The 21921-nt window shown below is 62.9% G+C and carries 22 protein-coding genes; 9 read left to right on the forward strand and 13 right to left on the reverse strand.

The features are described from left to right. Together sfnG and msuE are read right to left on the reverse strand one after the other, a co-directional pair. Complete coding sequence (sfnG, locus tag ACOCG7_RS03760) at positions 1-1104, reverse strand: dimethylsulfone monooxygenase SfnG (protein ID WP_073430192.1); 1104 nt, start codon at positions 1102-1104, stop codon at positions 1-3. A gap of 28 nt (positions 1105-1132) precedes the next feature. Continuing rightward, on the reverse strand, positions 1133-1714 hold the full coding sequence (gene msuE / locus ACOCG7_RS03765; protein ID WP_421376874.1) for an FMN reductase: 582 nt from the start codon (positions 1712-1714) through the stop codon (positions 1133-1135). Between the two features lie 465 nt (positions 1715-2179). Here msuE and ACOCG7_RS03770 point away from each other — a divergent pair, with 465 nt between their 5' ends. Continuing rightward, the gene (locus tag ACOCG7_RS03770) at positions 2180-3295 is read left to right on the forward strand and encodes a sigma-54 interaction domain-containing protein (RefSeq protein WP_073430189.1); all 1116 of its coding nucleotides are present in this window, start codon (positions 2180-2182) and stop codon (positions 3293-3295) included. Positions 3296-3405: 110 nt separating this feature from the next. Here ACOCG7_RS03770 and ACOCG7_RS03775 read toward each other — a convergent pair whose 3' ends face one another. Then, positions 3406-4650, reverse strand: a complete 1245-nt coding sequence (locus ACOCG7_RS03775; protein WP_073430188.1) for an acyl-CoA dehydrogenase family protein — start codon at positions 4648-4650, stop codon at positions 3406-3408. A gap of 424 nt (positions 4651-5074) precedes the next feature. On the opposite strand from ACOCG7_RS03775, the gene ACOCG7_RS03780 reads away from it, so the two are divergent. Then, positions 5075-6037 (forward strand): response regulator, encoded by a 963-nt coding sequence (locus tag ACOCG7_RS03780; protein WP_073430223.1) that lies wholly within the window; start codon positions 5075-5077, stop codon positions 6035-6037. 23 nt (positions 6038-6060) lie between these two features. Then, on the forward strand, positions 6061-7491 hold the full coding sequence (locus tag ACOCG7_RS03785; protein ID WP_421376877.1) for an ATP-binding protein: 1431 nt from the start codon (positions 6061-6063) through the stop codon (positions 7489-7491). 49 nt (positions 7492-7540) lie between these two features. On the opposite strand, the gene ACOCG7_RS03790 is transcribed toward ACOCG7_RS03785, so the two are convergent. The 6 genes from ACOCG7_RS03790 to ACOCG7_RS03815 all read right to left on the reverse strand — a co-directional run bounded on the left by ACOCG7_RS03790 (position 7541) and on the right by ACOCG7_RS03815 (position 12735). Beyond that, entirely contained in the window at positions 7541-8041 is a 501-nt protein-coding gene (locus ACOCG7_RS03790; protein WP_073430186.1) for an acyl-CoA thioesterase, read from the reverse strand. A gap of 151 nt (positions 8042-8192) precedes the next feature. Further along, entirely contained in the window at positions 8193-9140 is a 948-nt protein-coding gene (locus tag ACOCG7_RS03795; RefSeq protein WP_421376880.1) for an alpha/beta hydrolase, read from the reverse strand. Positions 9141-9142: 2 nt separating this feature from the next. After that, positions 9143-9643 carry a thioesterase family protein gene (locus tag ACOCG7_RS03800; RefSeq protein WP_073430184.1) on the reverse strand — a complete coding sequence of 167 codons (501 nt, stop codon included), beginning with the start codon at positions 9641-9643 and terminating at the stop codon, positions 9143-9145. A 109-nt stretch (positions 9644-9752) separates the two neighbouring features. Further along, entirely contained in the window at positions 9753-10718 is a 966-nt protein-coding gene (locus ACOCG7_RS03805; RefSeq protein ID WP_073430183.1) for an L-carnitine dehydrogenase, read from the reverse strand. Positions 10719-10803: 85 nt separating this feature from the next. Beyond that, the gene (locus ACOCG7_RS03810; protein ID WP_083082500.1) at positions 10804-11733 is read right to left on the reverse strand and encodes a 3-keto-5-aminohexanoate cleavage protein; all 930 of its coding nucleotides are present in this window, start codon (positions 11731-11733) and stop codon (positions 10804-10806) included. A 48-nt stretch (positions 11734-11781) separates the two neighbouring features. Continuing rightward, the gene (locus tag ACOCG7_RS03815; RefSeq protein WP_083083063.1) at positions 11782-12735 is read right to left on the reverse strand and encodes a choline ABC transporter substrate-binding protein; all 954 of its coding nucleotides are present in this window, start codon (positions 12733-12735) and stop codon (positions 11782-11784) included. 367 nt (positions 12736-13102) lie between these two features. Between ACOCG7_RS03815 and ACOCG7_RS03820 the strand changes: the two genes are divergently transcribed. Both ACOCG7_RS03820 and ACOCG7_RS03825 read left to right on the forward strand, forming a co-directional pair. Continuing rightward, positions 13103-14128, forward strand: a complete 1026-nt coding sequence (locus ACOCG7_RS03820) for a GlxA family transcriptional regulator (RefSeq protein WP_347143389.1) — start codon at positions 13103-13105, stop codon at positions 14126-14128. A 111-nt stretch (positions 14129-14239) separates the two neighbouring features. After that, positions 14240-14566 (forward strand): DUF4148 domain-containing protein, encoded by a 327-nt coding sequence (locus ACOCG7_RS03825; protein ID WP_310125616.1) that lies wholly within the window; start codon positions 14240-14242, stop codon positions 14564-14566. A 147-nt stretch (positions 14567-14713) separates the two neighbouring features. Here the strand turns inward: ACOCG7_RS03825 and ACOCG7_RS03830 are convergent, their stop codons facing one another. Further along, positions 14714-15619, reverse strand: a complete 906-nt coding sequence (locus tag ACOCG7_RS03830; protein ID WP_421376884.1) for a LysR family transcriptional regulator — start codon at positions 15617-15619, stop codon at positions 14714-14716. 100 nt (positions 15620-15719) lie between these two features. On the opposite strand from ACOCG7_RS03830, the gene ACOCG7_RS03835 reads away from it, so the two are divergent. From ACOCG7_RS03835 to ACOCG7_RS03845, 3 genes are read left to right on the forward strand one after another with little or no spacing between them, the layout of a single operon-like run. After that, positions 15720-17024 (forward strand): CitMHS family transporter, encoded by a 1305-nt coding sequence (locus tag ACOCG7_RS03835; protein ID WP_154872077.1) that lies wholly within the window; start codon positions 15720-15722, stop codon positions 17022-17024. A 25-nt stretch (positions 17025-17049) separates the two neighbouring features. Continuing rightward, positions 17050-18411, forward strand: a complete 1362-nt coding sequence (locus ACOCG7_RS03840) for an acyclic terpene utilization AtuA family protein (protein ID WP_421376886.1) — start codon at positions 17050-17052, stop codon at positions 18409-18411. A 1-nt stretch (position 18412) separates the two neighbouring features. Then, positions 18413-18730: an AtuA-related protein gene (locus ACOCG7_RS03845; protein WP_421376888.1), complete on the forward strand. Its 318-nt coding sequence runs from the start codon at positions 18413-18415 to the stop codon at positions 18728-18730. Here ACOCG7_RS03845 and ACOCG7_RS03850 read toward each other — a convergent pair. Further along, complete coding sequence (locus tag ACOCG7_RS03850) at positions 18727-19299, reverse strand: chromate transporter (protein WP_154872075.1); 573 nt, start codon at positions 19297-19299, stop codon at positions 18727-18729. The two genes, ACOCG7_RS03845 and ACOCG7_RS03850, sit on opposite strands and share 4 nt — an antisense overlap. 2 nt (positions 19300-19301) lie before the next feature. Continuing rightward, positions 19302-19880 (reverse strand): chromate transporter, encoded by a 579-nt coding sequence (locus ACOCG7_RS03855; RefSeq protein ID WP_310129423.1) that lies wholly within the window; start codon positions 19878-19880, stop codon positions 19302-19304. A gap of 194 nt (positions 19881-20074) precedes the next feature. Between ACOCG7_RS03855 and ACOCG7_RS03860 the strand changes: the two genes are divergently transcribed. Then, complete coding sequence (locus ACOCG7_RS03860) at positions 20075-20368, forward strand: antibiotic biosynthesis monooxygenase family protein (protein WP_073430170.1); 294 nt, start codon at positions 20075-20077, stop codon at positions 20366-20368. A 208-nt stretch (positions 20369-20576) separates the two neighbouring features. On the opposite strand, the gene ACOCG7_RS03865 is transcribed toward ACOCG7_RS03860, so the two are convergent. Then, complete coding sequence (locus ACOCG7_RS03865) at positions 20577-21860, reverse strand: 4-aminobutyrate--2-oxoglutarate transaminase (RefSeq protein ID WP_421376891.1); 1284 nt, start codon at positions 21858-21860, stop codon at positions 20577-20579. Positions 21861-21921 lie beyond the last annotated feature (61 nt).

Below are 21921 nucleotides of genomic sequence, written 5' to 3' on the forward strand. Positions count from 1 at the left end.
TCACGCGGCCTTGGCCTGTTGCTTGCGTTCGAGTTCGCGCACCAGCGGCAGAACGCGTTTGCCGAAGTACTCCACCTCTTCGATGAAATGGAGAAATCCGGTCAGCACCAGATCCACGCCAATCGATTTCAATTCGACGATGCGCTCGGCGATCTGCTGCGGCGTACCGATGAGATTGGTGCGGAAGCCGTCGTTGTACTGCACGAGGTCTTCGAAGCTCGATTTGGCCCAATTGCCTTCGCCTTCCGGCGAAGCCGCGCCCGCCTGCCTGGCGGCATCGCCGAACGCATGCACGGCTTCGACGTGCGCATGCCTGATGATGTCGTCGAGCACCGCTTTGGCTTCTTCCTCGGTATCGCGCGCGATCACGAAGGCGTTCACGCCGATGCGCACCTTGTGATTGTTTTTCGCCGCCTTCGCCTGAATGTCGTCGATTTGCGCCTTCAGGTTCTCCGGCGTATTGCCGTTGGTGAAGTACCAGTCGGACACGCTCGCGGCGTTGTCGCGGGCGGCGCGCGAACTGCCGCCCTGGAAGATCTCGGGATGCGGCTTTTGCACCGGCTTCGGACTCAGCGTGTAATCGTTGAAGCGGTAGAAGTCGCCCTTGAAGGTGAAGTGGTCCTGCGTCCAGATGCCCTTGAGCGCCTGAATGAATTCGTTCGAGCGCCGATACCGTTCGTCGTGTTCGAGCCACGGCTCGCCGATCGCGGTGAACTCGCCTTTGAACCAGCCGCTCACGACGTTGATTGCAATGCGCCCATTCGAAATGTGGTCGATGGTCGCCAGTTGCTTGGCGACGACCGCGGGATGCCAGGGTCCGGGCAGGATCGCGGCCAGCACCTTGAGTTGGGTGGTCGCGTGCAACAGCGCCTGGCTGAAGGAAACCGATTCGTGCTGATGCTCCGCGCCGTAGCCGGCGGTAAAGCGAATCTGGCTCAGCGCGTACTCGAAACCCGCCTGCTCGGCGGTTTGCGCGAGCTTCTGGTTGTATTCGAGACTCCAGTCGGTGCGTTGCTCGATCGTGCTGACGACCAGGCCGCCGCTGACGTTGGGCACCCAGTAGGCGAACTTGAGGGCGTCGTCGTGAGAATGGGTGTGGCTCATGATGTTCCTGGTGATTGAATGAAGGAGGTTAGGCAGCCAGCGTTGCCGCTCGCGAGGAATAGGCCGGAAGGCGTCCCGCATGCAGCCACGGCAGCGCGCGTGTCACGGCGAGCGCGATGCGCTCTTTCAGCGCGGCGCTTGCGATGGCATGGCCGTCGAAATCCGCATCCGACGCATAGACGCCGATCGGCAGCGTGCGAGCCTGAAAGAAGCTGAAGAGCGGCCGCAGTTGATGATCGATCACCAGCGCGTGACGCTCGCTGCCGCCGGTTGCCGCGAGAAGGACGGGCACGTCGAACAGCGCCTCGTGATGCACGAGATCGAACAGATGCTTGAAGAGCCCGGTATACGAAGCGCGATAGACAGGGCTCGCGGCGATGATCAGATCGGCCGATTCGATCGCCTTGATCTGCGCTTCGACGTCGGCGGGAAGCTGCGCGCGCAGCACGGCGCCGGCGAGTCGCGGCGCGATCTGGCCGAGTTCGACGAGGTGCGTGTCGATCGGCAGCGCGTCGCCGAGCGCCGCGAGCAGGCCCTCGACCACGGCCAGCGTGCGCGATGGCCGTTGCAATCCGCCGGAAACCGCGACCACGTTCAATCTGTTGCTCATGCGAACGATCCTTTCAATGGGAAGCGAATCAAATAGGGAGTTCGGCTTATTGAGCGAATAGCGTGCCATTCGCCGCTGCCGGCGCGAGCTGTACTTTGGGGCGGTCGCGCGTTTCGGCCCGATGGCGCGGCGAGTCAAATGACATAGCCGTTTGCGGCGTTTTCCCGCGCGTATATCGCGGCGGCATGGAACGATTGCAGGCGTGCGTATGAAGCTGACGAAGCAAGATGGCCTCGGCGCTGCTGCTGGAGAAGCAGTGCCGGGTTTCGGCGAGCGCAACGCGGACTTTCAGAATGCCGACAAAACCGCGTGAACGGCGTCGAGCGAAGCGTGTGTCGATGCGGAAGCGGCATTCATGACGATGCTGCTGCCAAAGAAGCAATTCGACTTTGGTTCCCACAACAAAATGCATAGGAAGTCGCGCCGGGTGTTCAGAATAGGCTGTCCGACACCGAGCTTCTACTCATGAATTCTTCATTCAATCACGTGTTGGCGGAACGCTCAGCCATTACACGAGCGGAGTCGCCGCCTTTATTGACGATGCCCGACACGCGCACGCTGACCACTTCCATCCGCGCCACCGCGCAAGTTTTCTCGGACCCGCGCTCGCTGGCGTTGCTCGAACGTATTCGCATGGTGGCGCCGAGCGACGCCAATGTCCTCGTGATCGGCGAGACCGGCACCGGCAAGGAACTGGTCGCGCGTCACGTGCATAACCTCAGCGCGCGCAGGGACCGGCCTTTCGTGGCCGTCAATTGCGGTGCGTTTTCCGAGTCGCTGGTGGAGAGCGAGTTGTTCGGTCACGAGAAAGGCGCGTTCACCGGCGCGTTTTGCGCGAAGCCCGGCTGGTTCGAGGCGGCCAATGGCGGCACGCTCTTTCTCGACGAGATAGGCGACCTGCCGCTTTCGATGCAGGTCAAGCTGTTGCGCGTGTTGCAGGAACGCGAAATCGTGCGGCTGGGCTCGCGCCGGAGCATTCCTATCGACGTGCGCGTGCTGGCGGCCACCAACGTGCATTTGCAGGACGCGGTGGCGGCGGGTCATTTCCGCGAGGATCTGTTTTATCGCCTGAACGTGGTGCATCTGGCCGTGCCCACGCTGCGCGACCGGCCGGGCGATATCTTGCCGCTCGCCAGATACTTCATTGAAGAGTACAGAAACCGGCTGGGTTATGGCGCTGTCGGCATCGAGCCGTGCGCGGAGCGAAAGCTGCTGGCGCACAGTTGGCCCGGCAACATCCGCGAACTGGAAAACGTCATTCACTACGCTTTGCTCGTGTGCAGCAGCGATTCGTTGAGGGAGGGCGATTTGCAGATGTCGTCGTTCGGCGTTCAGAGCGCGCGGCGAGCGGGCAATGAGCCGGCGCCATGCACGCCGCTCGAAGGGCTCGAGGGCGCCTTGCGCAATCTGTTCGATAACGCGGAAGGCAAGCTGTTCGAACAGATCGAAGACACCGTGATGCGGGTGGCGTTCGAGTTCTGCTATCGCAACCAGATCCAGGCCGCGAGATTGCTGGGCATTAGCCGAAACGTATTGCGCGCGCGGCTGATTCGCGCGAGACAGATTTCCGCGCAAAAGTAGCCGCGAGTTCGCGCGGCCTCGTCGCGGCGTAGCGGCGAACATCTCGCTTGACGCCGCCTGCGGACCGGCCGTCGAGCCGGTCCACGCATGATGCTCGCCGCGCCGCCGAATCATGCCGCCGACACGCCGTTGCCGATCTGCCAGATGAAAGGCGGCTCGGTGCCGTTGATTTCCCAATCGCCGACGATCCGTTCCTTGTAGATGAGCGGGTTATGCGATGCGGCGGTGCGAGCGTTGCGCCAGTGGCGGTCCAGCAGTTTGTTCTCGCTGACGCCGGATGCGCCGAGTGCGTTGAAGAGGTCGGTGGTGGCTTGCAGAATCAGCGCGGCCACCGCGACTTGCGCCTTGGCCGATTCGATTTCGGCGGCGACGTTCGCCGACTTCTCGGCTTCGCGATCCGCGCCGAAGCGCGTTTCGTATGCGCGTTGCGACGGCTCGGCCGCGCGCACGGCGGCGGCTTCGGCCGCATATACGCGCGCCGCGATTTGCCCGACCACCTGCTGCACCTGGGCGTCCTCGCTCACGCGCGGCGCGTTGCCGTGGCTGTAAACGCGGGTGCGCTTGCGGACTTCATGCGAGATGTCGCGTAACGCGGCGCGGCCCGTCCCCGCGATCACGGCGATCAGCACGAGCTGATAAAACGCGGTCTGGTATTTGAAGCGCGTCGAGAAGTCGATGATGTTTTCCTCGTCGACCACGGCATTCTCGAACACCGAGGTTCCGCTGCCCGTGGTGCGTTGGCCGAAACCGTCCCAGTCGTCGCTCTGTTTGACGCCCGGCTGGCGGGTGCTCAACGCCGCGATGACGTCGGCGCCGTTATCGTCGCGTTGCGCGTACACGTCGATCCAGTCCGCAAAGATGCTGCCCGTGCTGTAGTACTTCGTGCCGTTCACGACCCACTGGTTGCCGCGCCGCGACACACGCGTGATGACTTCGCCCAGTTTGACCGCGCCGACTTCGGTCCACGCATTGCCGACGATTTCACCATTCACGAAACGCTCGAACCATTTTTCCCGCGCGGGGCCCGGCACAGCGTTGATGCGGTCCTCGACGAAGGCGAAGTGTCCGCGCAACGCCTGCGGCAAACTCGAATCGGCTTCCGCCAGTTCGATCAGCAAGTGCACGAGTTGCGGCAGCGATGCGCCGGCGCCGCCGTATTCGGCCGGCACGCGAATGGCGCCGAAGCCCGCTTCCTTCAACCACTCGATCTGTTCGTGCGGGAGCGTGCGAGTGCGTTCGCGCTCGAGCGCGCCTGCCGCGATGCGTTCGAAAATGGGCCTGAATCTGGCGGCCAATGGCTCGTAGTCCGTGCCGCGGGAAAGCGGCAAATCTTCACGCTGGTTTTGTGATGCCATACGCCTGCTCTTGAGTCGGTGAGGGGAGGGAGCCGGAACGTTTCGAGTTCCGGCCGTATGGATTGATTTGCACGATCCATGCCATTCAGGCGAACGCTTATTGCATCGCGCCATAGAGAATGGCGCTGCGTTTCAAGCTGCTGAACTGGCAGCATTGTGCTGGCGCATTGCTCGCCCCAAAGCAGTGAATCAATGTGTGGTGGGTTGAAATGCGATTAACATTATTCAGTTTGCATATACCAATAAAAAAGTAAAGGAAAGTTTGTGCGGTGTTTCACTGTTAATGCCTGGACGCCTGTACTATATGGATCGGCGGGGACCAGCCTGGTAATCAGAGTTAGAAAAAACGTATAGGAAGCTTTTTCGTATGGTTGCCGCCTTTGCCGTTCGTGTCAGCGGCGGTGTGACGAGCCACGTGAAAAATATGAACAACTTTATTCGACCACCAGTTTCGTATCCGGCAACTGTCGTTTTCGTGGACGACAACGACAGTTATCTCGACGCGCTGCGCCGTTTCTTTCCGGATATCTCCACCAATCTGTTTTTCACGCGGCCGCAAGCGGCACTCGCGTTTATCCGTCAACATGCCCGCGCGAATTCACTGGAGTTTGCGCCGGCGTCGGCGTGTTTGAGCGAAACCGGTGTCGAGCGATTTGTCGAAACCTCGGCTGAGCGCGACATCTTGCTGCGTAAGTCGCGCTTTGCGGAGGTCGCGGCGGTCGTCGTCGATTACGACATGCCGGGGGTGAGCGGTGTCGAATTGCTCTCTTCGATATCCGACTTGCGGTGCGCGAAAGCGCTGCTCACCGGCGTCGCGGACGAGACCGTCGCGGTCAACGCGTTCAATGCCGGAATCGTCGATTTATATCTGAGAAAGACCGACGCGGAGTCGGCAAGCCGATTAACCCATTTTCTGAACGACGCCCGAGCCCGGCATTGTTCCGAAAGCGGTTGGCTGGCGTTGGGCGAAAACGGCACCACGTATTGCGATCCGAGAACGCGCAAGCTGATCGACGAGCTGGCCGCCGCCGAAGGTATCGTCGAGTACTATTGGCGTCCCGAGCAAAATGCCATTCTGATGTTCGACCGCGCGGGCAACCCGAGCGTGTTCGTCGCGTGGGCCGAGCACGACTGGATCTTGCAGGGCGAGATCGTGGCGGACGAAAACGGCCCGGCGGAACTGCTGAGACAGATCGCGGTGCGCGAGGTGATGCCGCTTTTCTGGCCGCATCTGGCCTACCGCGCGGGCGTCGAGTTCCGCATGCTGCAGCCGCGTGAAATTCCCGGCTGGCACGACGCTTACTATGGTTGGGCTCGCATCGACGCGGCCGAGGTGGGTTTGGACGTTCGAACGTTTGCGCAATGGCGCAATGAGGCGAAGCGCTAACGCTCTTCAACACGTCGAGCCCCATGTACGCCATTCCGACCGCCTTCGTGTCCGCGTTGTTCGTGGTGTTCGGGCTTTACGTACTCATCACCCAAGGCATCACACGCCTGTCCGCGCCATTCCTTTTGATGTGCGCGACGACCTTTGCGTGGCAGGGCACGTGGACATTGCTGTTCCAGACGCAAAGTCCGCACATCGCTAGCCTGCTGGTCAGGCTCGGCTATCTGTTCATTCTGTTTCTGCCCACCACGTTCTATCACTTCATTACCGAAGTGACGGCGCGGCGCCGTGAGCAGCCTGTATTGCTCGCGTCCTACGGCCTGTGCCTGGTGCTCGCGGCGCTGCTTCCAGGTGATCTCGTGGTCGCCGGCTATCGGCGGTTCTTCTTTGGTTATTATCCGGCCGCGGGGCCTTTGCATCCCTTGCACGTCGCGCAAACCGTGCTGCTTGCGGGGCGCTGCGCGCAGCTTCTTCTCGCCGCCCGCAAGAAGGCCGGCGGCGAAGCACGCAGGCGTCTCGATCTGTGCCTTGCGGGCGTGTGCCTCTATGCGTTCGCCGCAGTCGATTACGCCGTCAACTACGGCCTGCCGTTCTATCCGCCAGGCGTGCTGTTCATCGCGCTGAGCCTGGGGCTTCTCGCGATCACGATCGTTCGCTATCACCTGATTCACCCGTATGCGCTGGCGGCGACGATCGCGCACGAGATCGCGACGCCGCTCGCGACCATCGGCATGCACGCCGACGAAATCGCGAGCGTGTGGTCGCATGTGTTCAAAGGTTATCGGCTGGCCGTCACGCACGGCATTTACGACGACCAAGGGCATGCGGGGCAGTCAGAACGCATAAGCCAGCTCGCAGCGGCAATCCGGCGCGAAGTATCGGGCACCAGCGCGATGGTCGAAATGGCGCTCGCGTCTTTTACGCTCGATCGTCTGGATCGCAGCCGTTTCAGTCCGCATTCGCTGCAGCAATGTGTGGCGTCGGCGTTGGAGCGTTATCCGTTTCGCGGCGACGAACGTGCCCGCGTGACGGTGACGCCCATCGGCGCGGCCGTGCGTTTTTCGGGCTCGGATACGCTGGTGGTTTTCGTGTTGTTCAACCTGCTGAAAAATGCGTTTCATGCCATTCGCGTGAGCGGCGACGGCGAGATCACGATCAGCGCCGCAATGGAGCAGGACTTCTGCGTGCTGCGATTCCGCGACACCGGGCCCGGCATTGCGCCCGACGTATTGCCCCACATCTTCGACGCGTTCTTCTCGACCAAGCGGCACGGAAGCGGCGCGGGCATGGGCCTCGCGTTTTGCCGCCGCGCAACCGAGCTTCTGGGCGGCACGATCGAATGCAGTTCGGTGCGCGGTTCGCACACCGCCTTCACCGTGCGATTGCCGGCGCCGGGTTCAGCGGCGGACCGCGCGACGCGCGCAGCGCCGGCGCGCTCCAGGCGCCGGCGTTGATCCGTCAGGTTTAAAGGTCAAGCGCTGTCATGCGCAAGATTGCCCGCTATCAGGCATTCGTCAGCGCCGAAAACGGCAGTTCATATTCCTTCACCCGCTCGACGATCGCATCCGGGAAGCGCCTGATCTTCCGGTCTCGCCCGGCATACAGGATTTGCTGGTAGCCCTGCGAAACCTGCCGCCCGTCCACGCAGAAGCGAAACAGCAGATACGCGGAGCAGTGCCTGACCTGCACGGTGTTCAGATAGCAATCCACTCGCTGGAACGGGAAGGTTTCATGGACGTATTCCTGGTGCGCGCGTTTGGTCACGAACATGCCGTCCGATCCCAGCAGGTCATCGTGTATGCACTCGTGGAACCACCGCTCGCGGCAAACGCCTTGCCACTCGAAATAGCGCGAGAAATACGTATTCATGAAAGCATTCGAGTCCTTGAGATAAATGTCGAACGTGTGCTGGAAGGTTTTGGGTGAAGCCGTAGTCGTCGGGTTCTCTGAAAGAAGGGCGGATCCGCGGTTCAGAGCATGGGGGATTACGTCACGCATCAACATATGATTTTCCTTTCACAGGAACGGCTGCTTGTGGCAGCCACACATGCCTGCCAGTGCGGCAGGCACGTCTCATTCTGTTGGGGATTGCGGCCGCGTGGCTATTGGCCTGCAAGCGTGGAGCGCGTTGACCCTTCGATTATTTTTCAGTGGGTCAGCCGACAAAGCAGGTACACAAAAAACGGCACACTTCATGATGCAATGCCTGAACGCCGGGACTCGAATCCATTGCGCGCCAGCATCCATGCACGAGTCCGGCGCCGAGCCAGTAGCGCGCCTCTCCGCCGGCTGAATCGATGCGTTCCGCAAACACGCGCGCGTCGTCTCTTAACGGATCGTGTTCGCAGCCGATTGCGAGCGTCGGCGGTAGTCCGTCGATGCGTGTTGCATCGAGCGGTATTGTCCATGTCGGGTAGGGCCTCTGTTCTCCGCCCCAATAGAGATCGCGAAACGCGTGAACGTCGGCGAGCGTGAGCATCGGCGCGTGCGCCTCGGTTTCGCGCGCGGGCATCTGCGGTTCGATGCCGAGCATCGGATAGATCAGCGCCAGTCCGCGCACGCCTTCAACACCGTCGTCGCGCAGACGCATGGCCACGCTCGCCGCAAGATTGCCGCCGGCGCTGTCGCCCGCGAGTCGCAGAGCGCAACGCGTGGGGCAATCGAAAGGCAAGCGCCCTTGCAACGCGGCGAGCGCGATCTCCAGGCAATCTTCGTGCGCGGCGGGCGCGCGGTGTTCGGGAGCCAGCCGGTAGTCGACGGCGATCACGTCGAGCCCCGTATCGGCGGCAATGCGCGCCGTCACGATCTGATGACTGTCCAGCGAGCCGAGCACGAAGCCGCCGCCGTGGAAATACAACACGACGCCGGAGACGGCGTCATGCGCTTTTGCGCGATTCCGATAGAGCCGTAGCTTGATCGAATGGCCCGCGCGGGCGCGGAACGCGGCGTCTTGTGTCGCGACGCCCTCAGGCAAGCGAGGCGTGAACGCAGCCGCATACCGGTCGTATATTGCTCGCTGCTCGCGCAGCGCTAATGAAGCTGCATGCGCCGGATAAATCGCAGCGGTTCTTGCGACGAACGCGGCGATCTCCGGTTCGAGCATGGTCAGTGCTTTTGTGCGGCGGCATGCGCGGGCAGGCCGATCACGCGTCCCGCGAATCTTGCCGCCGGCAATACCGCATGCGCGTGCGCCAACGACTGCACACGCGCCGCCACATCGGGATCGAACGCAATCGCGCGCGGCCCGCCGGTATCCACATGCAGCAGCATCTGTTCGCCGGCCGCTACCGGTTCGACGCCATCGCCGGAGAACATCTCCAGGTAGAGATGCAAGCGCTTCGCGTCCGCCCCGAGCACGCGCATATCGACGCGAACCTGCGCGCCTTCCTTGATCTCATGCAGATAGTTGATATGCGCTTCGAGCGTATAGATCGAGCGGCCCCGCGCTTTGCGCACCGCGTCCGGTAGACCGATCTGCTCGATCAGCACGTCGGTCGCGAAGCTGAAAATCAGCATATAAAAAGCGTCGCGCAAGTGGCCGTTGTAGTCGACCCATTCGGCGCGCACGGTGTCGCGATAGCAGGGCAGTGAAGCATCTTGCGGCATGGGTCATCGTCTCCTTCATTCCCGGATGAAATGCAGCGGCGGCGGCAGTGCGCGGTCGCAATGCATCGACGCGAGGCGGCACGCCTCGCGGCATGCCGCTCCTCGCGCATCAATCGGCGGGCAGCAAGCCGTGCCGCGCCTTTACGTCGCCAATCGCCGCCAGTACGCTCGTAATGCAATCGTCGCGATAACGTTCGAGCTGCTTGATCGAGCGCGGCCCGACCTGTTCCGCCGTGCCGTCCACGACGCGGTCGATCAGTTCGTCCGTCAGCGTCGGCGCCACCAGTTTAGTCCACGGCAGTTCGAGCGCCGGTCCGAACTGCTGCATGAAATGGCGCATGCCCGCGTCGCCGCCCGCCAGCGTGTAAGTGAGGAACGTCCCCATGAACGACCAGCGGATGCCCGCGCCGAAGCGGATCGCGTCGTCGATTTCGCCGGTGGTCGCCACGCCGTCGTTCACGAGGTGCAGCGCCTCGCGCCATAGTGCTTCGAGCAAACGGTCGGCGATGAAGCCCGGCACTTCCTTGCGCACGCGCAGGGGCCGCATTGAAAGCGAACGATAGATACGCATGGCGGCGTCGACGGTTTCCGCGGCGGTTCTTTCACCGCCGAGCACTTCGACGAGCGGCAGCAGATACACCGGATTGAACGGATGCCCGACGATGCAGCGCTGCGGATTCACCGCACGCGCGTAAAAATCGCTCGGCAACAGCCCCGACGTGGACGACGCAATGATCGCCTCCGGCTTCGCCGCGCGGCTGATCTGCTCGTGCAGCGCGAGCTTCAATGCCTCGCGTTCCGGCGCGCTTTCCTGAATGAAGTCCGCGTGTTCGACGCACGCCTCGATCGTATCGACGAAGCGCAATCTCGCCGGCGACGCGCCGTCAGCGAGACCCACGCGCTCCAAGGCCGGCCATGCATTCGCCACGTTCTCGCGTAACTGTTTTTCAGCGCCGGGAGCGGGGTCCCACGCGATCACATCGAGTCCGTGCGCGAGCGCCCGCGCCACCCAGCCGCTGCCGATCACGCCCGCGCCGATGGCGGCAAATGTTTTGATATCGACGATCACTGCCATTGCTGACGTTCCTTTTTTTGCCTATGAGTTCTCAGGTTCCAAGCCGATGCGCGTTCAATGAGGCCATGCGAACGCGCCGCACGTTTCACGCGTACTGTTCCGCCGCACGCCGTTCCAACTGACGCTCGCCACGCGCGGGCAAGCCCAGTTTGCGGCGTCCTTCGGCGGGCGTCAGCACGCGGCCGCCGAGCCGTTCGACGATCTCCACCGCACGCTGTACCAGCGTGCCGTTCGTGGCATGCACGCCTTTGTCGAGCCAGATGTTGTCTTCGAGACCGACGCGCACGTGGCCGCCGAGCAGCATCGCCTGCGCGACCATCGGCATCTGCATGCGGCCTATGCCGAAGCCGGCCCATTGCGCGCCGGGGGGCAGGTTGTCGGCCATTGCTTTCATCGTCGTGGTGTCGGCGGGTGCGCCCCACGGAATGCCGAGGCAGATCTGAAACAGCGGCGGCGCGTCGAGCAAGCCTTCCTTGAGCAATTGCTTGGCGAACCACAAGTGACCGGTGTCGAAGATTTCCAGTTCCGGCTTCACGCCGAGTTCCTGGATGCGCTTCGCGCCGGCGCGCAATTGCGCGGGCGTCGACACGTAGATGTAATCGCCGTCGCCGAAATTGAGCGTGCCGCAATCGAGCGTGCAGATTTCCGGCAGCAGTTCCTCGACATGCGCGAGCCGCGTCAAGCCGCCCACCAGATCGGTGTTGACGCCGAAGCGCAGCGGATCTTCACCGGGGCCGATCTCCAGATCGCCGCCCATGCCCGCCGTCAGATTGATGATGACGTCGGTGCCCGACGAGCGGATGCGGTCGACCACCTCGCGATAAAGCCGTGGATCGCGGCTGCCGCGGCCGGTTTGCGGATCGCGCACATGGCAATGCGCGACGGTGGCGCCGGCTTTCGCGGCTTCGATGGCGGCCTCGGCGATCTGCTTCGGCGTGACGGGAATGGCCGGATGCTTGCCGACGGTGTCGCCTGCGCCGGTGACCGCGCAGGTCACGATGACTTCATGATTCATGCGTGCGAGTCCCTCTGTTCTGTGAATTGAAATGCGCGATTGAAAAGCTCAAAGCCCGAGATAAGCCTTCACTGCCGGCAAGCCGTCTTTACCGTCGTAGGTCTTGACCCCGGCGAGCCAGGCGTCGAGTACTTGCGGGTTCTTCTTCAGATACGCCTTGGCGGCTTCGGCGGGCTTTTCCTTGTTCATGACCGACTGCATCACGACGTTTTCCAGTTGCGTCGAAAAGCGCAGATTGCTCACGAGCTTGCCGGCGTTCGGGCAGCGTGTCAGAAAGTCGGGGGACGTCAGCGTGTAAACGCGTGCTTCGCCGTCGTTCGGACCGAATACGCCGTCGCTGCCGGTGAGGTATTTCATGTCGATCTGAATGTTCATCGGATGCGGTTCCCAGCCGAGAAACACCACCCATTTCTTCTCGCGAATCGCGCGGTCCACGGAAACCAGCATGCCCGCTTCGCTCGATTCGATCAGCTTGAAACCGCCGAGGCCGAACTGGTTGTTGGCGATCATCTTCTGGATCGCCGCGTTGGCGCTGCTGCCGGGTTCGATGCCGTAGATCTTGCCGTCGAGTTGATCGCGGTGTTTGGCGATGTCGGCGAAGGTTTTGAGGCCGGCGTCGTAGGCATAGCCCGGCACCGCGAAGGTCGCCTTGGCGCCCGTCAGATTCGGTGGTTGCAGCACCTGAATCGATTTCGATTCGACGAAGGGCGCAATCGCTTTTTCCTGCACCGGCCACCAGTAACCGAGCGACACGTCGAGCTGTTTGCTCTTCAGACCCGCGAACGAGATCGGCACGGAGGCGACAGTCGTGACCGGCTGATAACCGAGGCCTTCGAAGACGGTCGAGGCGAGCGCGGTGGTCGACGTGATATCCGTCCAGCCGATGTCCGCGAAACGCACGGCGCGGCAGGCGGGCGGATCCTGGGCGAGCGCGGGCGAAGCGGCGAGCACGGCCGCGAGGCACGCAAGATGGGCAAGCAAGGCTTTGACGCTGAACTTCATGACGTTCCCCTTCGACATTTTGGATACGTTGGACACGTTCGACTGCGTGTTTCGAACCGGGCCGCAATGAACGAAACGACGCGGGCCACGGACCTGCGCGATACCGCTTGCTGTGAGGCCTGAACCGCGGCCTGAACTGCAAGAATGACGCTACGGTAATGCCCCATATTCATGCCAAAGCGACCATCAGCGACCCGTTCTTGCTCCCATGCGACAACGAGGGAAAACCAGTATCGCGGCGCATTGCGCCGTGGCACCGCCAGGCGGGCGGAATTTTGGCGCGCCTTGCCGGCTCGCGAGCCGCTTGCTACGCTCGCCGGAACCCCGCGTCCGCCTGCTTTTTGGCCCTCACCGAGTCCTCAGCACGATGCCCGAAGATATGTCGTTCCTGTTGCTGCCGGGCTTCTCCGCGATCGGCTTCATGTCGGCGGTGGAGCCGTTGCGGGTGGCGAACCGCTTTCGCGGCGATCTTTACCGCTGGCGCATTCTCAGTCTGGACGGCGCGCCGATAGCGGCCAGCAACGGCATTTCGATCAACGCGGACGCGGCGATCGGCGAGGTGAGCGAGGCGCGGACGGTCTTCGTCGTGGCCGGCTTCGAGCCGCTGGCCTGCTATACGCGCGTGCTCGGCGACTGGCTGAAACGCCTGGAACGCGGCGGTGCGACGCTCGGCGGGATCGACACCGGCAGCTTCGTGCTCGCGGAAGCGGGGCTGCTGCGCGGCTCGGACAGCGTGACGGTGCATTGGGAAGCGCTGTCGGCGTTTCGCGAGCGCTACCCGTCGCTGGACGCGAGCCAGGAACTGTTCGAGATCGGCGAGCGGCGTATCACGTGCGCGGGCGGCACGGCGTCCATCGATATGATGCTCGACCTGATCGGCCGCAAACACGGCGCGGCGCTCGCCTCGGCTGTGTCGGAACAGTTCGTGGTGAGCCGCATCCGGCAGCGCTCGGACCATCAGCGCATGGAGATCGCCGCGCGTTACGGCGTGCACAACCGCAAGCTGATTCAGGTGATCGGCGTGATGGAGCAGCATATGGAGGAGCCGCTCGCGCCCGACCGGCTCGCGCAGGAAATCGGCGTGACACGGCGGCAACTGGAGCGGCTGTTTTGCGCGTCGCTGAAGGACACGCCGACGCATTTCTATCTGCAACTGCGCCTCACCCGCGCGCGTGAGTTGCTGCAACAGACCGATATGTCGATTACGTCGATTTGCGTCGCTTGCGGATTCGAATCGCCGTCGCATTTCTCGCGCACGTATCGGGCGCGCTTCGGCGCAAGTCCCAGAAGCGACCGGCAAGTGATGGGCGGAAGCAATGCGGGCCGCGTGCCGCCGTCCCAGGCGCGCACGCATGCACCGGACGCGTCATTGTCTCGTTTGCCGCAACACTGATTGTTTGGATTAGGCGTTTACCCTCATCGCTCCGACTTCTAGACTGTCTTCAACGGCTGGGGACAAACAGGTCTTCAGCACCCAACAAGACAATCTCTGGAGGTAGGAATCATGAAGTCCCTGATCGAAGCTGTTGCTATCGCTGCTCTCATTACCGCGCCGCTCGCCGCTTTTGCTCAATCCAACCAGCCGGTCACGCGCGCTCAGGTCCGCGCCGAACTGGTCCAACTGGAAAAGGCCGGTTACAACCCCGCGATTGCGAACGACGACGACTATCCGGCGAACATTCAGGCAGCCGAAGCGCGGGTCGCCGCGCAGAACGGCAAGGCTCAAACCAGCGGGTATGGCTCGGCGACGAATGGATCGTCGCAGGCTGGCGCTCGTACGGAAGCGGCGCCGAGTTCGTATTCGCCTCCGGTGGTTTATGTTGGTCATTGAGTGAACACGGCGCGAATCGACCGATTTCGCGCTGTAGATCCTTCGCAGCATTTTCAACAGGCCAGCTTCGCCGTGCGGTGAAGCTGGCCTGTTGTGCGTTCGGGCGCCGCCGGACAAGGCTCGTGTCACCTGTGCCCGCACCACGCGTTAGCCAAACGAGGCACCCTCGCCGAGCCTCTCGATCAACGCCGCAACGAACGTCTCCGTCACCGGCGGCAACGTCCTTCCGCGCTTCTTGATCAACGCAATGGGCCGCACGAACGCCGGATCGTCGATTGGACGAACCAGCAGTTCCGGTTCGGCGCGCACCTCGCGCGCCGACGCGGGCAATATCGTCACGCCCAGCCCCGCGCGCACCATCGCCACGGCGGTCATCATGTACGTGGGTTCGCACGCGATCTGCGGCGTGCAGCCCGCGTTGTCGAACGCGCCATCCACCACCGCGCGAACGCTCGTGCCCTGCGCGGTCGGCACGAGCGGCACGCCGGCCAGATCGGCGAGCGTCACGCGCTTGCGCCGCGCGAGTGCATGACGTTTCGGAAGCACCGCGACGAGGCGATCGTCGCTGGCGTGCAGCACTTCGAGCGCTGAATCCGTGAGCTCGCCTCCGGTCACGCCGATATCCACCTCCTCATTGCGCACGAGCGTGTTGACCATGCTCGCGACCACGTCGCGCACCTGGAAGCCGGCGCGCGGCACGGCTTTCCTGAGTTGCTGCACGAGTTCGGGCAGCACGCTCGCCGCGAAGGTGGGCAAGCAGGCAATCCGCACCGTGCCGCTCGATCCATCGCCGAGCGCGCGCGCGTCGATCAGCACATGCTCCATGTCGTGCAGCGACTTCTGCAATACCGGCAGCAATTCGCGCCCGGTGGGCGTGAGCGCGACGCTTCGGCTGTTGCGGTCGAAAAGCCGTGCGCCGACCGTTTCCTCCAGCCGCCGGATCTGCACCGTCAACGCCGGTTGCGACAGATGCAGCCGCGCCGCCGCCCGCGTGAAACTGCCCGTTTGCGCGACAGCGACGAACGCGCGGATGTCCCTGAGATTCAGATCCATGATGGTTTGTAATGGCTGCGATCAAATCATTTCAATTGTTCTATTGTGGGATCGAACTTACGCTGGCTTCCAGTAAAAAACAACATCGGAGACGTGCAACATGCTGCCATTACTGGGGCTGGCCACCATCGTCGTGCTGCTGGCCGCCATCCTGTCCAAACGAATGTCGCCGCTGGTGGCGCTCATCATCGTGCCGATCGCCGCGTCGCTGATCGGCGGCTTCGGGTTCCAGACGAGCAAGTTCGTCATCGACGGCCTGAAGAACCTCGCGCCCGTCGTCGGCATGTTCGTGTTCGCGATTCTCTACTTCGGCACCATCACCGATGCGGGCACGCTCGACCCGATCATCGACCGGATCTTGCGCGCGGTCGGCACGCGGCCCACGCGAATCGTGATGGGCACGACGCTGCTGGCGCTGCTGATTCACCTCGACGGGTCCGGCGCGGTCTGCTTTCTCGTCACCATTCCCGCGATGCTGCCGCTCTACGATCGCCTGAAGATGGACCGGCGCGTGCTCGCCGCGGCGGTTTCGATGGCGGCCGGCATCAATTTTCTGCCGTGGACCGGACCGATGATCCGCGCGTCCGCTTCGCTGCATCTGCCGGTTTCGGCGCTTTTCAATCCGCTGATTCCGGTTCAGGCGATCGGGCTCGTGTTCGTCTTCGGCATGGCGTTCTGGCTCGGCCGGCGCGAGGAAAAGCGCCTCGGCCTCACCGGCGCGGCGGGCGCCATTCCGATGCCGAAGCGCGAACTGACGCCCGACGAGCAGGCCTTGCGCCGCCCGAGGAACTTCTGGTTCAACATCGTGCTGACGCTCGTCGTGCTCGGAACGATGGTGGTGATGGGCGAAAAAATTCCGCCCGCGCTGATGTTCATGGTCGGTCTGTGCGTCGCGCTGATCGTGAACTACCCGAACGTCGAGATGCAGCGCAAGCGTATCGACGCTCACGCGCGCGCCGCGTTGATGATGGCCGGCATCCTGCTCGCCGCCGGCGTGTTCACCGGCGTAATGCAAGGCAGCGGCATGCTCAAGGCGATGGCGCAAGCCGCGGTCGGTTTCGTGCCGCCAGCCATGGCGAGCCACATTCCCGTCGCGCTTGGCCTCGTGTCGATGCCGCTCAGCATGCTGTTCGATCCCGATTCGTTCTATTTCGGCGTGCTGCCCGTGATCGCCGAAGTCGCGGGGCAACTCGGCGTGCCGTCGGTGCACGTGGGACAGGCGGCGCTGCTCGGTCAGATGACCACCGGTTTCCCGGTGAGCCCGCTCACGCCCGCGACGTTTCTCGTGGTCGGCCTGTGCGGAATCGATCTCGCGGACCATCAGCGGTTCACCTTTCCACTGCTGTTCGCCGCGTCGATCGTCATGACGATTGCGTGCGTGGCGCTAGGCGTATTCCCTTTGTGAGCTTCATCGAATGGATGAGACCAGCATGACCGTTACTCAAGATCGAGGACGCGTGGTCCGCATCGGCGCGGGCGCGGGTTATTCGGGCGACCGGATCGAGCCGGCGGTCGAGTTGGCCGAACACGGCGCGCTCGATTACCTCGTGTTCGAATGCCTGGCCGAGCGGACCATCGCGATTGCGCAGCAGGCTCGACGACAGGATCCGCAACTTGGGTACGACCCGCTGCTCGAAGCGCGAATGAAAGCCGTGCTGCCCGCCGCGATCCGCAATGGCGTGCGGATCATCTCGAACATGGGTGCGGCGAACCCGCTGGCCGCGGCGCGCAAAACCGCGCAGATCGCGCGTTCGCTCGGACTGGGCGACGTGAAGATCGCGGCCGTCACCGGTGACGATGTGCTCGATGTCGTGCAGCGCGGCGATTTCACGTTCGAGGAATCGGGCGAACGCGTGGCGTCATATCGCGATCGCATCGTCTCGGCGAATGCCTATCTTGGCGCGGCGCCGATCGTCGCGGCGCTCGCAGCGGGCGCGCAAATCGTGCTGACCGGCCGCGTGGCCGATCCCTCGCTTTTCACCGCGCCGCTGATTCATAGGTTCGGTTGGAGCATGGACGACTGGGACACGCTCGGTCAGGCAACCGTCGTCGGCCATCTGCTCGAGTGCGCGGGGCAGATCACGGGCGGCTATTTCGCCGATCCGGGTTTCAAGGACGTTCCCCATCTGGCGAGACTCGGCTTTCCGATCGGGGAAGTGGCGGCGGACGGATCGGTTGTCATCAGCAAGGTGCCTCATGCGGGAGGACGCGTGACCGAAGCCACTTGCAAGGAACAGTTGCTCTATGAAATCCACGATCCGCAGCGCTACTTGCAGCCCGATGTCGTCGCCGATTTCTCTAACGTATGCGTGAATGAAGAGGCGCCGGACCGCGTCCGCATTACAGGCGGGCGCGGCTCACCGCGCACCGATACGTTGAAGGCATCCGTGGCCTACGTCGACGGGTTTATCGGTGAAGGGCAAGTTTCATACGCGGGTCCGGGCGCGGTGGCGCGTGCGCGGCTCGCGCTGGGTATCGTCCGCGAACGGCTCGCGTTGACCGGTGTGCAAACGAGCGAGTTACGGTTCGATCTGATCGGCGTGAACGCGTTGCACGGCGAAACGGCGGGCGCGCGCGGCGCGGAACCCTATGAAGTGCGGGCGCGGGTGGCGGGACGCACGGCGTCGCTGGCCGAGGCGGTGCGGATCGGCAATGAAGTGGAGACGCTTTATACCAACGGTCCGGCGGGCGGCGGCGGAGTGACGAAGTCGACACGCGAAGTGGTGGCGGTGCAATCGGTGCTATTGCCGCGCGAGTCCACGAATCCGACTTTCTCGTTTGTGGAGGCGTGACATGAAGCTACGCGAACTGGCCCATTCACGCACGGGCGATAAGGGCAATACGTTGAACGTATCCGTCATTTGTCATGACGCGCGGCATTACGATCTTCTGCGGAAGGTGCTGACCTCCGAGCGCATGAAGGCGTTTTTGAGCGACGTCGTGCTCGGCGACGTGGTGCGCTATGAATTGCCTCGCCTCGCCGCGTTCAACTTCGTATTGGGGAGGGCGCTCGGCGGCGGCGTAACGCGTTCGCTCGCTCTCGACGCGCATGGCAAATCGCTGAGTTCCGCGTTGATGGATCTGGAGATCGACGAGGAAGCGGGCCTTTAGCCCGCGACATGCACCTGAAGCAAATACGGAAGGCCGGCGCCGAACTCGGACACGCCGAGCAACAGCAACGCGCCGCCGAGCAATAGCAGCAGCGGATTGATTCGTGTGCTCAGCAATAGCGCCATTGAAGCGAGGGCAATTGCCTTGGCCGGCATGCCGCCGTCGAGCGACTTCAGCAGCACCCAGCCCGCTGCGAGGATCATTCCCGATGCAACGGGACGCAGGCCGCGTTCGAGCGCGAGTTGCCAGGGCGCGCCCTGATAACGCGTCCAGACGTGCGTGACGCCGTAGATCAGCAAGCCAGTGGGCGCGAGCAGCGCGAGCGTCGCCACGACGGCGCCCCAGAACCCGGCGATTTGCCAGCCGATCAACGTGGCGAGCAGCGATCCGGGGCCGGGCGCCATGCGCGAAATGGCGAAGTCGGCGGCGAATTGGCCGTGTGTCATCCAACCGTGGACGTCCACGACCTGCCGCTGGATATCGGCGATGATGGCCTGGCCGCCGCCTATCGTCACCAGCGACAGCGGCGCAAAGACCGCCGCAAGCTGCACGAGAACGCGTGTCGACATGTCTATGCCTTGCGGAGTTGGGTGCGGAGTTTGGTGTACTCGGACAGCACGCTCAAGCCGCCCGCGCCTGTCACGACCCATACCAGCGGCAAGCGCAAAACGCCGATCGCGACAAACGTGCCGGCGAGAAAGAGCATGGGCAACAGCGTGCGCGGCACGCGGCGCGCGGTGGTCACGCCCATCGACAGCGACAGGCCGGTGGCCGCTGCCGCCGCGCCCGCAAGCAGGACATGAGCGGGCGGAAAATGAAGCAGATAGGTGAAGGCCGTGCCGAGAATAATGATGAAAACGGCGGGCGGAACGATGATTCCCGTGACCGCGAGCAGCGCGCCGCGCCAGCCGAGCAGCCGGTGTCCGATCCAGATCGCCATGTTCTTCACGTTGATGCCCGGCAGCGCTTGTGAAATTGCCAGGCCGTTCAGGAAGTCTTCCTCGCTGATCCAGTGGCGCTCTTGCACGAATTCCCGCAGAAGCCAGCCGCTCAGACCGCCGCCGAAGCTCGTGAGTCCGATCCGGCTGAAGATGAGGAATAGCCCGCTTAGCGTGGGCGGTCCGCTTGCGTTAGCCGTTTGCTTGGACATCGAATCTTCCAGTCAGATTGACGTAGGGCGTATGAAATTATTTTGGCGATCGCCGTGGCCGAATGCGTGCGTGCGGCTGGAAAATTATAGCAACCGTGGTTTGGTGGCAGGGCTGTGCTTCGTCGTTCGATGAACCTGCTCGATGAACCGTTACGGCGTAGAATCGCGGGGACTCAATTCCATTGGAGAGTTGTATGGTGAATGAAATGGCAGTAATCGAAATCGCGCCGGGAAAAGATGCGGAGTTCCAGGCCGGCGTCGCACAGGCAATACCGCTGTTCAATCGGGCGCGCGGCTGCAAGGGCGTCGAGCTTCATCGAACCGTCGAACAGCCGAACCGTTATGTTCTGCTCGTTCAGTGGGATACGCTGGAAGATCACATGGTGCACTTCCGCGAGTCGGATGACTTTCAGGAATGGCGTCGACTTGTCGGGCCGTTTTTTGACAAGCCGCCGGTGGTGACGCATACGGAAGTTGTGGTGAAGTAGGGGGCTTTTCGTCAAGGCCCTGTGCACTGACGCCAATATGACGATGACGGCCGTTCAGCCCGGGAGTCTTCGCCCATACCAGATAAGAAAACGGCCACGTCGGACATTCCGGCGTGGCCGCTTCACTTTTCGAATTTAGCCGAGCTGCATGTACTTGATCGCGGCCTGGCCATGGATGCTGTAATGCGAGTCCGCGCAGGCGAAAAACTCAAACCCCCACAGCAACACTATCCCTGATCACGCCCTCAAGAATAGCCATGGCTTCATCAAAGACCGAGTCCTGAATGGTGAGCGGGAACAGAAACCGAACCACGTTCGAATAGACACCACACACCAGCAGCAACAAGCCACGCTCGAGCGCGCGAGTTTGCACGCGCCTGGTAAACTCCGCGTCGGGCTCGGTGCCCCCCGCCTTGCAAAATTCGACCGCCACCATGCCGCCCGGTCCACGCACATCGGCGATTTGCGGCACTTCGCCTTGCAGCGCGATCAGCTTCGCCTTCACGCGGTCACCCAACACCGTGGCGCGCTCGCAAAGCTTTTCTTCGTCGATGATATCGAGCACGGCATGCGCGGCGGCAATCGCCAAAGGATTGCCGGCATACGTGCCGCCGAGGCCGCCCGGCGCCGCCGCATCCATCACGTCGGCGCGACCGACCACGCCCGACAACGGCATGCCGCCCGCGAGGCTCTTCGCCATCGTCATCAGATCGGGCACCACGTCATGGTGATGCATCGCAAACAGCTTGCCGGTGCGCGCAAAACCCGTTTGCACTTCGTCGGCGATCAGCAGAATGCCATGCTCGTTGCACAGCTTGCGCAATGCGCGCACGAACTCGGCCGGCGCTGAATAGAAACCGCCTTCGCCCTGAACCGGTTCGAAAATGATCGCCGCCACGCGCTTCGGGTCGATGTCGGCCTTGAACAAAGCGTCGATCGCCTTCAACGAATCGGCGGTAGTCACGCCATGCAGCGGATTCGGGAACGGCGCATGGAACACATCGGACGGGAACGGACCGAAGCCGATCTTGTACGGCGCGACCTTGCCGGTCAGCGCCATGCCCATCAACGTGCGGCCATGAAAGCCGCCGGTGAACGCGATCACGCCCGGACGGCCGGTCGCGGCGCGCGCGATCTTGATCGCGTTTTCGACGGCTTCCGCGCCGGTCGTGAAGAATGCGGTCTTCTTCGGATAGTCGCCCGGTGCGCGCTGGTTGATCTTCTCCGCCAGTTCGACATACGACGCGTACGGCACGATCTGATACGCGGTGTGCGTGAAGTGATCGAGCTGGTCGCGGATCGCGGCGAGAATTTTCGGGTGACGGTGGCCCGTATTGCAGACGGCGATGCCCGCGGCGAAGTCGATGAAACGGCGGCCCTCGACGTCCCACAGTTCGGCGTTCTCGGCGCGCTCGGCGTAGAAATCGCACATCACGCCGACACCTCGCGGCGTGGCGGCGTCCTTGCGGCTCTTCAATTCTGCATTCTTCATCGTGATCTCCGGCGCTCCTCGGTTTTTTGCGGACGCCGCGCTTAAGCGGCACATGCAGCGA

This window comes from Paraburkholderia sp. DD10 (assembly GCF_049177125.1).
In the GTDB taxonomy this organism is placed as follows: Bacteria; Pseudomonadota; Gammaproteobacteria; order Burkholderiales; family Burkholderiaceae; genus Paraburkholderia; species Paraburkholderia terricola.